This window comes from Bifidobacterium asteroides (assembly GCF_003202755.1).
Classification (GTDB): domain Bacteria; phylum Actinomycetota; class Actinomycetes; order Actinomycetales; family Bifidobacteriaceae; genus Bombiscardovia; species Bombiscardovia asteroides_F.
Map to the genome: position 1 here is coordinate 1 of NZ_QGLK01000003.1, position 14,240 is coordinate 14,240.

Consider the following 14,240-nt stretch of genomic DNA (forward strand, 5'->3'; position numbering starts at 1 on the left):
ATCGAACAGGAACGGGCACCCCTGCAAGACCCCTATTAACAACCCGACCTATTAACAACCACCCAACACGCTTACAGCCACAAGGCCAAACCCCCAACATAAACAACGCGTTTAGTTCCTATAGCCCCCTAATCCTGGCTGACTTTGAGCCGGAAGTTGGACGGGTCGTAGTTGCCCATCTTGACGAGCTTGTTGAGTGCCCTGGTGGCGCCTTGCTCGGTCTTCCATGATTTTCCGTAGAAGAAGGGGCTCTCCATCCAGTTGGGATCTGGCTGCCAGGGGTCGTCGTAGGTGGTGGGGGTGGTGAACTGTTCGATTGTGTATCGCATGTCTGCTCCTTGTTGGGTTGTCCGTTTGAACAAGTGGAGCGGTGGCGAGCAGCGCACGGAGGGCTCTCGCGTGCGGCGGCTTCGCCGACGCTCCGACGGGCCCGTAGGAGCAGCGCAGTTACAGTCGGAACGACTCAAACGGACAACCCAACAAGGAGCCTGCCGGGAGAGCCAAGGCGGGTCGCCGCTCTGTTCCGTTCCGGGGTCCTCCTTGGTCGGGGCTGGTTGGCTGTCTTGTCCCGACGGATTCCCGCCGTCGCCCGTGTCCGGGTTCCGGCGGGTCCTCAGCTCCGGTTGTCTCCTGCCGGCGCGAGTGGGACGCTGGTTCGCTCAGACCCCGTGTGTGCCGGCATAGTCGGGTATGTCGAGCCCGGCTTCGATGGCCCCTTGCCGGTAGCCGTCGTCCCATGCCTCCTGCCATATGCCGTAGGGGTCGTCCGGGTCCATGAGCGTCCAATTCGTGTTGCTCACTTGGAATGTTCCGCGCTCGCCTTCGATGTCCTGGCCGCCGGCCAGCCATTCGATTCGTCCGTCCTGGTCGATGAGGGCGAACTTGCCTTGGCTGCCGTCCGTGAGCGAGTCCCTGCCGTGCTCCCAGGCGTTGATGGCGTTGCGGGAGTCCGAGGCGTGGGGGCCGTGGGTGTATCGCTGGGCTATGCCGTTGTGGGCGATGTATCCCGTCCGCCCGTTCTTCTTGTAGGCGAAGGGGTGGGTGTTCTCCTCAGCCACCTCGCCGTGGGTGGCCAGGCGGAAGTGCAGGAGGAAGGGGGCCCGGGAGAACGTCTCGTGGTTGGCGATGATGAAGCCCAGGGTCTTGTGGTTGTCGGCGTTGCGGTAGCGGCGCAGCCGCTGTCCGTCATGCCAGGCGATGCCGGCCCCGTCGGGGTTGGCCTCGCTCATGAGGGCCAGTTGGGTGGTGGTGGGCATGGCCCCTGCCGGGGCGGTGACGATGACGCACATCAGACGGTCACCTCCTCGCGCCGGCGGACGGCCAGCCGCTCGGATATCGGCAGGGGTGCTGGCATGGCGGCCCGGTAGGCGGTGCGGCTCATGGCTTGTATGTCCGTGGCGCGCAGGGTGCCCGGCTCACTGTGTTGGAAGCAGCGCCACATGGTGTGGGCCCAGGTGATGGCCGGTATGAGCTTGCCGGCCGTGCCGTGGTGCCAGGGGCCGAAGGTGCGCAGTTCGATGGTGTCGCAGTGCTCGTCGTTGACGGCGCAGAACTTGCTCCCGTAGTGGCCGTGCGAGAGCCTGCACCAGCTGTTTTCGAGCGGCTTCATGTGGCGCATGTTCAGGTCGTCGGCCTGGTGGTCGTCCAGGCCGGACAGGGCCCAGTACCAGCGGGAGGCTCGCTGCCGGGCGGTGCGGGACAGGTGCATGTGGCCGCCCGAGTGCTCCTGCTCCATGTCGGGGCGTATGCCGTCCACCAGGGCGTGCAGGTCGCGCAGGGTGCCGGGGTCGGCGGTCAGGGGGTTGGTCTGGTATTCCAACGACCCCTCCTCGTGCATGCTGCCGTCCAGGCACCAGCCGGCGATGAGCAGGCTGTTCTTGAGCGCGTCCTGGTCGTGGCCGCCTTCGACCTCGATTTCCAGCCCGAAGGTGAAGGGGTCGCGGGCTTTGGCGTTGCCGGCGTAGGGGCTGAGGTATTGCGGCTCCGAGTGGCGCTCCTCCGAGCAGCCGGGGCAGAACGGCTCGTCGCTGTCGTCGCCGTAGGGGTAGTACACGTCCTCGTAGCAGCAGGGGTCGCCACAGGCCTGGCAGGTCCGCCGGCAGTCGGTGCACACCGGCCGGCCGCAGGTCTCGCACCAGCCCGGCGTCCAGGTCGTGTACCTCTCGCCGGGGTCGTCGTCTCTGCCGCATTCCCAGCAGTGGGGGGCGCAGTCCGCGCAGTACCGCAGGGCCCCCCAGCGCCTCGTGCAGTCCGGGCAGCAGCCCTTGCCGCATTCATGGCATTGGGTCGGAGCCTGCTTGCTGCCGCACAGGTGGCAGGTGGCCGGGGTCGTCGTGGTGTCCGTCATGGTGTCTCGCCTTTCGTGAGCTCTCGGATTGGACGGGCACGTCAGGCCAGGCGTGGCGCATGGCATGATGGGTCCGGCCAATCCGCACCCAGGCCAGGTAGAACGAGTCTGGTCCAGTGAACCGCCCTGGGGCGGTGAACGACAGGAATCAGCGCGAGCGATCCGAAGGATCGTGAGCTCCGTCTCCCTTGCGCCGCCGCAGATCCATGATCCTCTTCCGTGATATCCTTATGAGATATTTTGATATCTCTTAGCGATACGTAAGGTGCTGACCGATGACTCGAATCTTCGCCGCGAGCACGCGGTCCAAGGCCGACTTCCAGGCCCTTCGTGACCTGGTCGGCCTGAATCAGGTCGATGTGGCTGACGCCCTTGGCGTCAGCCCGATCACCGTCAGAAAATGGGAGGACCCCAAGGCCTTCGCAATGCCCAAGCAAGCCGCCTGGCACTTCCTGGAGGACGTCTTGGACTTCATCGAACACAAGAGCGCCGACCTGGCCGGCCATGCATATAAAGCCGCCCAACGAGCCCGTGACGCCGGCAAGGAGCCCGAGCCGGTCCTGCTGGTCTACTGGCGCACGCGCGAGGACTGGGACAACTCACCGATCGGCCAGTCCAACGAGATCCCGGTGATCGGCAACTACTGGAAGGTCGAGAACGCCATCACCAGGACCACGGCCCTGCGCCTGGCAAAGGACGCCACCCCGTTCAGCGTCGTCTACGCTCAGCCACGGCCCTAAGCCATAAGCAAAGCATTAGGGTTTGCGCTCGGCGCCGGCATGATGTAGACTCAATCATGTTAGAAGCCGCCACTGCCTCTACTGCCTTTCGGGGTGGAATGCATACTATGGCGGTACTTTTTTACCTGGAGGGCGCATGGCATCCACAACCGTAGCCAAGCTGCCCCCATACCCCAGCCACCCGTACCGCAGTTCCATGGACCTGGCCCAGCTCCTTGTGGACAACGGGCTGACGGGTATCAGCGTCCAGGACCTTGCCGGGCGAATAGACCTGGTCGGCTACTACCGCCTCAAGGGTTACTGGTATCCGTTCCTCACCCCTGTGGCAGGTGCCAGAAAACGCAAACTGCCCTTCCTGTCCCGCACGTCCTGGGATTCCATCTGGGAACGCTACGTGTTCGACCAGGAATTGCGCACCATCGTCTTCGACGGCATCGTCGGCATCGAGGTCCATCTCAAAAGCTACATGGCATCAGAGCTGGCCAAGGCAACTGGGCCGTTCGGCTATACCGCGCCGGATGGCCTGCCCGGGCTCAGCCCCGAGGAACACAGGAACGCGATCGCCAATATCACCAGCGACTACCAGCGGTCGTCGCTGCCTCAGCTACGACATTTCAGAGCCACGTATTCCGATCCGCTGCCGCCCATCTGGATGCTGGTGGACTGCCTTTCCTACGGTGATTTCAAGAAGATCTTCTACAAGGGCGCCGATCCTTCAATCAAACGGCAGTTGGCACTGCAGCTTGGCATCATGTCCAACAAGCCCGGCGTCAGCAACGAGAAACTGCTGCGCGACTGGCTGGAAAACATTCGAATCGCCCGCAACAAGACCGCCCATCACGACCGCTTCTGGAACTGCATCGACCCCAAGATGACACCCATCAAGCCCAAGCTGTACCCCAACGACGCTACTTGGTGGGGCAACCAATGGGAGCCCTTCCGCCGGCCGGAGTCAAAAGGCCCGGCTGGATTCCTGACCATGGAGCACTACCTGCTGAACCAGCTAGGCATCACCTACTGGCGCAACAACTTCGTGGGACTGATGAACCGTTACCCCGGCATCCCCCTGAAACACATGGGCTTCCCGGACAACTGGCAGTCACTGCCCATCTGGCAGTGAAGCCTGCACCCTTTTCACCCAATAATACTGCGACTAGAATAGGCAGGCAGTTTTGGCGTATAGCCTTATTCCAGGCTCGTATTGAGGGGCAAGCTGGTTCCGGTCGCGTGGCGACCGGAACCAGTGCGGCAGCAGTATGGTCGAGCTGATCCAGCTCGGCGGGGTTTCGGGGCGGCGGCCCCGATACAAGCTTTGCTGCCCACCTAAGTCAGATGGCTTTTCACAGAAAGTAGGACATACCCGAACCACTAGATCGCAGGCCACCACCATTTGGGCAGCGCACGGTTCCATAGTGTTATCGCTGGCCATGTCTCAATAATGCAAGATTCACCGATAGTAATCTCAAAGAGGATTCCATCAGAACCTCAACCAGTCATCCAGCTCCTCTGCTCGTTCTCATGTCCGGCTTGTCAAAGCTCTCCCCTGCCAAGCAACCCACCAACCCTGCGATGTGCGACCACTTCACCAGGAGCTGATGGACACGGACTTCACCGACACCCACCACTTCGAGGTGCCGGTCACCTTCTGTGAGGGCAGACAGGACCACCACGTCTCCTCCGCCGTCGCCCGCGACTGGTACGAGACAATCGACAGCCCCAAAAGCTGGCACTGGTTCGATCGCTCCGGCCACTTCCCCCAATGGGAGGAACCCGACCGCTTCCTGGGATGTGTGCTGCAAGACTTAAGTCAATAACTGATCGCAGAACCGGAATCCTTTTTTTGCCGAGAAAGCACTTCCTCAATATGCTTTTACTGCTGCTCTGCCACAAGCTGTCAGCTACTGTAGACTCGTCTATATGCTCCAAGTAATTACGAGGAATCCCCTGGAAGATAAGGGCGAAGCACAATACCGTCAGCTGGTGAGAGTGGGACATAAACTACTGAGTGTCGCGGTGTTCGGGGACACACATGGTAGCGTCCCGAAACTGGTGCTGCTTTCAGGGTGTGGAACCCCTTCCCCTCTGTATGATTTCAAGGCTCTCATTACTAGACTGCAAAACTCATACTGTCTGATTGTGGTGGAGAAGTCCGGGTACGGGTTTAGTGACTGGTCTCGGGACCCCAGAGATATCGACACGATGTTGGATGAGACCAGGGCGGCGCTGCACGGGGCCGGAGTGACTGGGCCCTATGTGCTCCTCCCCCACTCAATGTCTGGGCTTGAAGCACTTTACTGGACCAAGAAGTACCCTGCCGAGGTGGAGGCCATCATCGGATTGGATATGGCCACGCCACAGGCTTATGAGACGCGCAACCTGGTGCCTCCCGCCGCAGCCACAGCACTGTTGGGCGCCCTTTGCCGGACAGGACTTCCTCGTCTCCTGCCCAGACTGACCGCGGACCAGTCACCCGCCATCAAAGCAGGAAATTTGTCTGCTGAAGATAAGGCGGTCTACCGGACCCTCTTCTTCAAGAACTTCATGGATCCAGACATCCAGCGAGAGATCAACACGGTCAACGCCAACGCCCGCAAGGTTGCGGAAGCTGGATTGCCACAGATCAAGATGCTGCAACTGGTTTCCAACGGGAAAGGCACTGGCTTCAGCAAGGATGAGTGGCGATCCATCCAAGAATCCTTCAAAGCGCAGCAAGGTAACTCACAGATACGGTATTTCGATGCCCCTCATTATCTCCACGACTATGTGCCTGAAAAAATGTCCGAGGCCATCAGGGATTTTATAAGCGGAAAACCTGACCGATCCAGCAAGGTTATCCGGCACACACTTACATCTCATCCCTGAATCAGTTCCAAGCAATCTCATTTTATGCAGTCAGACGATTTCTGTGCCAATGTCATCAGACACTTCCTTCTGGCTAATCCAATCGGGCACATTTCGGGCACATCGCTACCCATAAGTACCCGTATCAGCTTGCATCAGTTCATACTTGGAATCTGCTAGAATTGGCAGTATTCCTTGGATAGTTAGCAGCAGTTAAAGGCAGCTCGCATGTACCAGAACAGCGGCTTATCTTACAAGGGGTCGCGGGTTCAAATCCCGCCGGCCCGACCAATAGCAGCGATTCGATTTTAAAGAGCCTCGGAATTATTCCTGAGCGCTTTTGGATTGATGTAAGATTGCATAGTTCGGTTTCAAATTCACTAATGCGTTGGGGTTAATTCCGACGTATTGAGCATCTGTGACTAATTAGAATTGTGCCATTCAGATTGTTCTACAAGTGTACGACGTGTCAAAATCCATAAACTATATCGGTGTACAATATTATTATTGCTACTACTGCTACGGAAAGGTGTGAATTCCTTTTTGCTAAAAATAGTTATTTGATATGTCCTGATGGAAACTTGAGAGCCATTACGTGTGACGGCAAATTTGGATGCATTGCAGTTACATCGTAAAAACCGCTACATATAAGTAATAAAGTTAGAGATTTCTAACAAACTTTTGTATATTTCTTTTTCCAGTACATCTGCCTTCATATCTGGGAATAGCGATCTTACAATGCAGTTTTCTGGGTCGGGTTTATCAAAATTTATCTGTTTTCCGGTATCTAAGTAATGCATGCAGCGATTACGGAGGATATGTCCCTGTTTGGAATTAAACAATTCCGCCACCGGACTGTACACTGTAAGGTCTTTTAATGATGCAAGAGCAGATTCTTCGGTGCTCTGGGGGATTACTTGTCGGATTGTTCTAAAAGAGTGATACGCGATAAGCACAAGTTTGCGAAAATAAGTTCCGTGGAAGTCAAACTCGATCCTGGGCGCAACGAAAAGGATATTATTGATTGCTGACTCAACGAGAAACAGTATTCTTTTTCGCGAAGTAGATAGGCCTGTGGCATATCTGTCTCTAAAATACTTCTCTGAGCAATAATCTTTGCATTCTATTGCCCAGTTGAAATCAGCAGTATTTAAGGAAGGAGGAAGTGCTGTCTTTCCAGTGAATAGTGAGTAGGTAAGACGCAAATCTGCACCATATTCTCTGCATAACTCGTAAAGGTGCATGCTGTCTATTTCTTCAGGATTGTCATAACCTAAATGAAATGTTACTGTTAAATTTGAACCCACGGGTCTATTATTTATGGTGTAAATACCTAGGTCTTTTTGAAATCGTCTCAATACTTTAATTGGATGCATGCAGAATTGGTTCTTAAAAACATCTGAAATTGTTTGGAGCTCTTTTTCCATTGTGGGAATGGAAAATTTAGTATTATCTAGTAATTTCAACCGGTGACGCATGCGCAATTCGTAATTCTTAGCTTCTTTGCTATGGGGCAGTGGCATCTTGCCCAAGCCATGCTTTCTTAATAGCTCTTGTTCCAATTGAAAGCTCTCAACAAGAACTTGCATATAGAATGGAAGCTCAATTATCATAAGTATAGGGCGATTCCATTTATCTTGTTGTATGACACGGAAACTTTCAAGACACCATTGCAGATCAGTAACGGCCATCTTGATGCCCGCCTTCTCATTGGCATCAAAGGTTCTTTTGTGCTGATTCATCTTTACCTGTGCTTCAGATGTTCCCATATCCTTACTCTAATTTGTTTCAGTTCAGTCGAAGAAATCTAACGGTAGATGGTGAGCCAAAATAGTTGTGTGGCTACGCATTGGAAAACACGCATCTGGGCAGTACTCAGGTAGCGGCGTTCATGCTCAAATATTGTGGGCAGAGCTTTGTTAATCCATAATTTGCATGCTTGCGTCGGAGTCTTGTAGGCAGCTAGTCTTGATATGATGTTGGCCTTAGTCTCGTAGAGCGCGGCTCAAGGTGTCCCGAAGAGACCGGGAACGTTTTTCCTTCTTCGACTTAGCTGTGACATCTATGGTCCGGAGAAGCGATTGCGAAAGCCGCACCGAGATCGTTTTCAGATGCACATCTGACATGTGAGGACACCTGGCCTTAATCGGTCCTACCCCAAGCTTGCCAGTTCTCCATCTCATATCCGGCTGCCATGTTGCCAAGTATCTGGTCGTCTACATTAAAATAATTATTGATTTCTTTCCTGTCCATAGTCATCAGTCATCTCCTATAAATTCTCATTCTGCGCAAGGTCTTATTGACTAGCGGTGTCGTTGGGTGATCAATCAGGTATTTTCCAGGGCCAATTTCCGCTGGGCTTTTGTGATAGGCCGCCATTTCCAAGAGTCGGCCCTTGGAATCAAGGCTAATTGCTATCCATGAGTCTGACCTATCCAGTCTTGGTGACGACATTATGGTCAATTGAGACGCATGCATAACGTCGGTAGATTCAAGCTCTTTATGCTTTCAGGAATCGAGGGTACGCAACTGGATCTGGATTAGTGGAAACAAGCAACGTTTTACGGACAAGCGCGCTCGGCCCGCAACCTGGCCTGATACAGCGTAAAGTTTGTGTAGAAATACGTCGATAAATGTATGTATGATAAAGGTATGGAATATTCAGACAGGGCCGGTCTGCAAGTCGGCTACGCGCGAGTGAGCACGCTGGAGCAGAACGAAGACCTGCAGACCGATGCCCTGAAGAAGGCCGGCTGCGAGAGGATTTACGTCGATCATGCGTCGGGCGCCAAGGCAAGCCGCCCCCAGCTGGACCGGATGCTGGACATGCTCTGTCGGGGGGACACGGTGGTGGTATGGAAGCTCGACCGCCTCGGACGCAGCGTCCAGAACCTGGTCGACCTGATGGACCGCTTCCAGAAGATGGGGGTGGAATTCCGCAGCCTGACTGAGAACATGGACACCAGCACGTCGGGAGGGGTGCTGATCTTCAACATCTTCTCGGCTCTGGCCCAGTTCGAACGCGACCTGATCCGGGAACGCACCATGGCCGGCCTGAAAGCGGCCAGGGCCCGAGGGAGGAAAGGCGGCCGGCCCAGCAAGCTCTCCGACAAGGACATCGCCATGATTCGCCAGCTGTACGATTCCAGGACCGTGACCGTCCAGGAGATAGCCGACAGGTTCAACGTCAGCCGAAGCACCATCTACAAGGCCTTGGAACACTCGAAGGAGCGGAGCCAGCAGCATAACGCACCGTTTGGGTATTATTTTCCTGCCTAACGCCCTGTTTACGACCAACAAACCATGCTGTTTGATTAAAGCCGCAGGCTCAATGAGAGAAAATAATAATTAAAACGAGTACGACAAGGGAAAGTGTATACATCACGTACATGGCGTAAATAGCCATTGAAGTATTGGCATTCGACTCTCTCAACGTCTCTATTTGAGCGCTTAGGGTTTCAATGAGGGAGGTTGTTTTTTCTTCCTTGGATTGTTTCTGATTCAGCTTCGTAATATCCTGAAGCTCCTCGTCATCCCAAGAAAACTGGATAGAAGATTTGCAGAGCACTAGTACGGCAATAAACATAGCGCTAAACAAAAGGATAATAAAGAAAACGAAAACGACCCATAATCTTCCTGTAAGACTATTCGAAGTGGAATACGATAAGAAGGCAGCGAAGCCGGATATAGCGCCGAACCCCAGCAGACGCACGGCAAGATCCATCTGCTTGTCGTGCTTATCCTGGAGTTCGTTGTACCTCAGCTGAGTCTGTTCAAGGGTCCATTGAAGTTGTTGCTTTTGGTCTTCGCTCATCTGCTGGCCCTGTTTATGGGTTTGTTGAGAAGTTTGCGTTCGGCCACCTTTCTTGCGAATGAAACCCCGTATTTTTCCCATTGGCTCTGACCATTTCGTCCTTTTCCCCATAACGGATGCCTCCCTATCATGCTGACATGAATAATATTATTGGCCGGCCCATGCCCAGGAATTCATAAAATATGTACCACTCCCTATTCAATTGAGGAAACGGTGCGAGGGCCGTATTTGGCTATTAGAGACCCGGGGAGGAAAGGAAGAGGAGGTCTGATCATGACGATGACAAGCGGGTACATCAAGGAACAGGTGGAGCTTCTGCAGCAGGTCAACCAGGGCAATAGGGCTTTCACCCTGGCCAACCCGTCGTCTCTTCGGTTTACATACCCCACGCGCGAAGAGATCGACTTTGGTTCCGGCCTCAAGCCGCTGATATGCGGGGAGGAGGGCATCCTCCTCTACGACCATGAAGCTCGGCAGTACATGGGGTACTTCCCCGGCCACCTGGAGATTGGCAAGGAGACGCAGATACGTCCATGCACCAACGGCGAGGAATACGACACGACAGGGGAAGAGCATCCGGTCGACGACCCCGTGCAGGAAGAGTACGGCACCTGCACCGTCGCCGGCCCAGTCGAAGAGCATTGAGAGAAGCGCCATGCCGCTCGCATTATTCGGGGAAATGGGACGGCATGGCAAGGCCCAGCCTATGGCCTGGAGTCAAAGCGCTAGGGTCTGGATCGAAGAATATGGATAACCCGGCATGCGGGCGTCTGGTCACCAGCGGCGGACCCTGGGGTACATCTGGCCCGCCAGCAGCTGGCCGATGACGCTGCTAGCCGCCTGCTCGGCCCTGGCTCTGTCCTCCGGAGACACTTCCTCGCCTGTCATGGCCCTTATCGTAAAGACATATGGAGAGCGTACCGTACGCCCATACCATGGGTAAAGGGCCGAGCGTACGTGCGGACGGGCTGTCAGAGCCGCGAAAAAGCATATTAGGGTTTTTCAATCAAAGGATCCGAAGCTGAAGCGAATCCTTGAGGAGGCTGCTCGCCACAGCAAGGCCGCGTATGAAAAACCAACCCTTTCTCACCTAGTGTAATATAAAATTGTATGAAATATTATGCTGCAGAAAACCGAATGGGATACATCTTCCCCCCCCCCCTCCCCTATCGCGAGAACTCAAATTGTGGTATCGGAGCAAATAGATCGCAGAAAGATCAATATTGAGATGCAGTGTTCAGATTATTCTTGCTTCAAGATTATTCATGGTATTAATGCGCCTCAAGTATACTCGACTATTGTCGGTGCTTTGCTGAAGTTTATGGGGAAATCACCGGTGTAGTTTTTTTTTTCAGTCGATCTGAATAGCGTGACTAGATTCCGGCTTGGGCCGGCTTATTGTGTGATTGGTTGTTGTGATTAGGTTCGAGGTTGCGAATTTAGTGAGACCGACCAAATGAACGTGATTACATTTTGCTTGTAATAAGCCGGTTGTTGGTAAATTCGCTCACGGTGGCGTTACTACAGCACTGTGACTCCTGCGAAGGCTGACGAGAAAACTGCCCAAATGGTACGGGCGGTGTGCGTGGTGTTGGCGGTCCACTCCCTAATTCGCTTAGACGGCCCCGCCCTCAAACACTCAACGCCGCGAGTTCCGATTGGCCGATTGCCGCGTCGGGAGTTGGAGTTTCTTGCCCAATCATAAATAGCTTGCATCTCAAATTGGGCAGGACCTCCAATGAATATCGTTGAGCTGATGGAGTGCTATCTAGTCGAGCTTTTTATCCTACAGCTCAGCAATTGGATGAGCGCGCCCGCGGCGGCCAAACAACTCCAACGACGGCCACCCTGGTCCATCCCCAAATTAACAGGATTGGCATCACTAAGGATGAGCCTATGGCACCAGCTGCGTAGTAGAGAGTGAGATACACGCTGCTGTAATTGCCAAACTGAGGTGGATTGATGGATACTACGGCGACTCGGTTAGCTGTTTGGTCGCCGAAGCAACCGGCATCAAAGATGGCGAGCCCGATTACACAAAGTACGGGGTTGCCGATATCGATGAGCAGGATGGTCGCGCCGATTGCGGCTGCGATCAAACAACCGATGACGACGACATGCGGACCGTGACAGTCGGTCAGGCTGCCGGCCCATCTGGTCACGAGCAGTCCCAAGACACCGGCGAGGCTATAGAGCCCAATCTGCGTAGGATTCAGACTGTAAGGCGGTTTGGAGAGTGCTATTGAAAGGCTGACCCAAACGAGATTGAAAGCAGAAAACCAGAGCATGCCGGTTGCGGATGCCAGTCGAAGTGCTGGAGAGATGCGCAGCAATCGAGGAAGCGCTCGCAGAGTGGCAAAGTACGAACCTTTGTTTCCAGTTTGTTCCTGATGTCGAGGCTATACGATTGCGCAGAGCATGCCTGTCGCTACGAGCAGGGCTGCGAAGCAGATAAGCATGCCACGCGCCATCCAAGCAAGCTCGTCAAGGCTCCTCCGACGAAGCGGCTGAGAAGAATACCAGCCGAATTTCCTGCAAGAACGATTCCTACTGGGCTACTACGAACTTCGAGCGGCGTGAACCGCCCGACGGCAGAAACGGCTTCTGCAGCGACTGGGGAAGCGACCCCGACAAGTCCGAATACGCCTACCAATACTCCTGCAGTAGGAGCGCTGGTTGCGGCTGCTAGCACGATGCAAGTCCAACCAATTGAATGGGAACTAATCGACCAGGCGAAAGCGATCAGCCAACGGAGCCAGCAGTACCAGTCCGATAAGATACCCGGCCATCTCAGCAGTAACAATCTGCCCTGTCACAGCTGTTGAAACGCCGAAGTCAGCGGCGACGCTGCCAAATGCCGGTTGTACCGCATATCACACAATGATTATTTAGTGGTAAGGCGTTGATGATGGAACCAGCAAGATTCAAATACCTATAACTGCTCTTTCTGTTACCTGAGTCGCTATAGGTCACATGCATTAACAGTAAAGGTTATTGAAGCCTTACACAAAGATGGTATTTTCTAAAATAGATATAACGATGAGAGAACAATGAACGCATTATAAATGCTATTGTGAAAGCAATGATCAAAATAAAATAATCGTGCGTAAGACTGTATTATATATATCTTATGAGGATAAAGTAAGAAAAATGTAAAGATACCCGCAGCAAAATAGACAAATTTAAAAAAGCCACTTCTTCTTCAAATGCTCAATAATCATTTGCTAGCAAGATATTGTAAAATAGATAACGACTGAGACAAACTAGTTTTGCAAACAAGTCAATTTTGGAATTAGCTACTTCTTACGGCATTGATAGAATTGTCGTAGTTTCTCAAAGACAAAATAATCGTATATAAATGAAGGATTAGTGCAAAGAATCCCAATGAGCAAGGAATTTCTGAAGACCCTTGAAAACATATAAAAGCTATTAGGATAAGACAAATAGCGATACTTAGGCATAGCAAAGCAAGCAGTGCCGAGGAGTCCATAAAAGTCTAGAAGACAACTTTGGTGGCTAGGAATGACAAAGATCTAAAACAAGCTCCACATAAAGAATCTTGGACCGTAATTAATGCTATTGCAAATTCTCAGAAATCTGCTTACGAACCAGCTTTTAGTACATGATACATATACTAAACTATTGAGGTATTAGATGAATTTTCAGATCACTAAATATGGAGGAAAACAAAAATGGATTCCTACCCTATTGGCATTGCATCGCAATCATTGAGGATTCCTGATGAGGGGGCTACATTCCACACAATTCCAGAAGCACTTACTTTCATGGCGCGAAATACGGTTAGTTTTACAAATCAACAAGTTCCGTCAGTTTACAGCTTCTATCAGCATTCCTCATGGTCGTCAACGGTATCTACTGGTTTAAATGCAAAAAATTCACCTCATGTCACTGCTGCCTCTCCAGGTTTAACCAGCCTTCAAATATCATTTTTTAAAGAAGGAAAAGATAATTGGGACTTTGTTTCATCTACACCAAATAGAAAATACATTATTGAGCGTTGGCCAAAAGAAGGGAATTCCAAGCGTGATGGTAATTCAATAGGTCTTAAACGCCATATCTTCATAATGTATAAGCAAGACACAAGACGCAACATATACACATATCTCGGTCAATACAGAATTGTTGCTCTGTTCCCAATCACAGAAAATGAGGCACGGACCGAAGGTTTGCAGATAGCTCTATGGGAGAGAGAGTAATCTTGTTCAAGAAACATGATTAGTCTATATATTCCATCTTCTGTCTTGTAACAATGCAACCCTTGCATAAAGGCATTGTGATCAAAACTGTTAGGACAACTCTATACAACTTTGTCTCAAATTCCACATCTAATAGTTAGATTCCAATTACTATTCGATGGTGGGAGCCGAGTCGAGTTTTATACTGCTTATACGCGTTTGTCTAAACTAATGGTGCGACAGGACGCACTCTAATCACTTATATGGAGTGGTACGCGATTTCCTGGGTGGGTTTTTGGAGG

General features: G+C 52.7%; 13 protein-coding genes. 7 read left to right on the forward strand and 6 right to left on the reverse strand.

Features of this window, described 5'->3' with window-relative positions; translation table 11 throughout:
* Positions 1–128 precede the first annotated feature (128 nt).
* The 3 genes from DKK74_RS03705 to DKK74_RS03715 form a co-directional block, all read right to left on the reverse strand.
* Positions 129–329 carry a hypothetical protein gene (locus DKK74_RS03705; RefSeq protein ID WP_045924384.1) on the reverse strand — a complete coding sequence of 67 codons (201 nt, stop codon included), beginning with the start codon at positions 327–329 and terminating at the stop codon, positions 129–131.
* 330 nt (positions 330–659) lie between these two features.
* Positions 660–1,289 (reverse strand): class II glutamine amidotransferase, encoded by a 630-nt coding sequence (locus DKK74_RS03710; RefSeq protein ID WP_045924385.1) that lies wholly within the window; start codon positions 1,287–1,289, stop codon positions 660–662.
* A complete protein-coding gene (locus DKK74_RS03715; protein ID WP_146210531.1) occupies positions 1,289–2,113 on the reverse strand; it encodes a hypothetical protein in 825 nt (274 codons plus the stop codon). Before DKK74_RS03715 ends, DKK74_RS03710 begins: the two co-directional genes overlap by 1 nt.
* Before the next feature lie 509 nt (positions 2,114–2,622).
* Between DKK74_RS03715 and DKK74_RS03720 the strand changes: the two genes are divergently transcribed.
* From DKK74_RS03720 to DKK74_RS03735, 4 genes are all read left to right on the forward strand, one after another.
* Positions 2,623–3,087: a helix-turn-helix domain-containing protein gene (locus tag DKK74_RS03720; protein ID WP_045924386.1), complete on the forward strand. Its 465-nt coding sequence runs from the start codon at positions 2,623–2,625 to the stop codon at positions 3,085–3,087.
* 136 nt (positions 3,088–3,223) lie between these two features.
* Complete coding sequence (locus DKK74_RS03725; RefSeq protein ID WP_045924387.1) at positions 3,224–4,207, forward strand: Abi family protein; 984 nt, start codon at positions 3,224–3,226, stop codon at positions 4,205–4,207.
* A gap of 475 nt (positions 4,208–4,682) precedes the next feature.
* A complete protein-coding gene (locus DKK74_RS03730; RefSeq protein ID WP_045924388.1) occupies positions 4,683–4,901 on the forward strand; it encodes an alpha/beta fold hydrolase in 219 nt (72 codons plus the stop codon).
* 385 nt (positions 4,902–5,286) lie between these two features.
* Positions 5,287–5,949, forward strand: a complete 663-nt coding sequence (locus DKK74_RS03735) for an alpha/beta hydrolase (RefSeq protein ID WP_110412869.1) — start codon at positions 5,287–5,289, stop codon at positions 5,947–5,949.
* Positions 5,950–6,569: 620 nt separating this feature from the next.
* On the opposite strand, the gene DKK74_RS03740 is transcribed toward DKK74_RS03735, so the two are convergent.
* Complete coding sequence (locus DKK74_RS03740) at positions 6,570–7,697, reverse strand: hypothetical protein (RefSeq protein ID WP_110412870.1); 1,128 nt, start codon at positions 7,695–7,697, stop codon at positions 6,570–6,572.
* A gap of 883 nt (positions 7,698–8,580) precedes the next feature.
* Here DKK74_RS03740 and DKK74_RS03745 point away from each other — a divergent pair.
* The gene (locus DKK74_RS03745) at positions 8,581–9,207 is read left to right on the forward strand and encodes a recombinase family protein (RefSeq protein ID WP_446002665.1); all 627 of its coding nucleotides are present in this window, start codon (positions 8,581–8,583) and stop codon (positions 9,205–9,207) included.
* A gap of 49 nt (positions 9,208–9,256) precedes the next feature.
* Here the strand turns inward: DKK74_RS03745 and DKK74_RS03750 are convergent, their stop codons facing one another.
* Positions 9,257–9,853 (reverse strand): hypothetical protein, encoded by a 597-nt coding sequence (locus DKK74_RS03750; RefSeq protein WP_146210532.1) that lies wholly within the window; start codon positions 9,851–9,853, stop codon positions 9,257–9,259.
* A 162-nt stretch (positions 9,854–10,015) separates the two neighbouring features.
* Between DKK74_RS03750 and DKK74_RS03755 the strand changes: the two genes are divergently transcribed.
* Entirely contained in the window at positions 10,016–10,387 is a 372-nt protein-coding gene (locus DKK74_RS03755) for a hypothetical protein (RefSeq protein WP_110412872.1), read from the forward strand.
* Between the two features lie 1,148 nt (positions 10,388–11,535).
* On the opposite strand, the gene DKK74_RS08675 is transcribed toward DKK74_RS03755, so the two are convergent.
* Entirely contained in the window at positions 11,536–12,030 is a 495-nt protein-coding gene (locus DKK74_RS08675; protein WP_146210533.1) for an MFS transporter, read from the reverse strand.
* A gap of 1,404 nt (positions 12,031–13,434) precedes the next feature.
* Between DKK74_RS08675 and DKK74_RS08680 the strand changes: the two genes are divergently transcribed.
* Positions 13,435–13,959, forward strand: coding sequence for a hypothetical protein (locus tag DKK74_RS08680; RefSeq protein WP_146210534.1), 525 nt, complete (start codon positions 13,435–13,437; stop codon positions 13,957–13,959).
* Positions 13,960–14,240: the final 281 nt, after the last annotated feature.

What these genes read in the sequence shown, in the direction of transcription:
- DKK74_RS03705 (WP_045924384.1), bottom strand. Translation starts at nt 329, where the DNA reads ATGCGATACACAATCGAACAGTTCACCACCCCCACCACCTACGACGAC.
- DKK74_RS03710 (WP_045924385.1), bottom strand. Translation starts at nt 1,289, where the DNA reads ATGTGCGTCATCGTCACCGCCCCGGCAGGGGCCATGCCCACCACCACC.
- DKK74_RS03720 (WP_045924386.1), top strand. Translation starts at nt 2,623, where the DNA reads ATGACTCGAATCTTCGCCGCGAGCACGCGGTCCAAGGCCGACTTCCAG.
- DKK74_RS03725 (WP_045924387.1), top strand. Translation starts at nt 3,224, where the DNA reads ATGGCATCCACAACCGTAGCCAAGCTGCCCCCATACCCCAGCCACCCG.
- DKK74_RS03730 (WP_045924388.1), top strand. Translation starts at nt 4,683, where the DNA reads ATGGACACGGACTTCACCGACACCCACCACTTCGAGGTGCCGGTCACC.
- DKK74_RS03735 (WP_110412869.1), top strand. Translation starts at nt 5,287, where the DNA reads ATGTTGGATGAGACCAGGGCGGCGCTGCACGGGGCCGGAGTGACTGGG.
- DKK74_RS03740 (WP_110412870.1), bottom strand. Translation starts at nt 7,697, where the DNA reads ATGGGAACATCTGAAGCACAGGTAAAGATGAATCAGCACAAAAGAACC.
- DKK74_RS03745 (WP_446002665.1), top strand. Translation starts at nt 8,581, where the DNA reads ATGGAATATTCAGACAGGGCCGGTCTGCAAGTCGGCTACGCGCGAGTG.
- DKK74_RS03750 (WP_146210532.1), bottom strand. Translation starts at nt 9,853, where the DNA reads ATGGGGAAAAGGACGAAATGGTCAGAGCCAATGGGAAAAATACGGGGT.
- DKK74_RS03755 (WP_110412872.1), top strand. Translation starts at nt 10,016, where the DNA reads ATGACGATGACAAGCGGGTACATCAAGGAACAGGTGGAGCTTCTGCAG.
- DKK74_RS08675 (WP_146210533.1), bottom strand. Translation starts at nt 12,030, where the DNA reads ATGCTCTGGTTTTCTGCTTTCAATCTCGTTTGGGTCAGCCTTTCAATA.
- DKK74_RS08680 (WP_146210534.1), top strand. Translation starts at nt 13,435, where the DNA reads ATGGATTCCTACCCTATTGGCATTGCATCGCAATCATTGAGGATTCCT.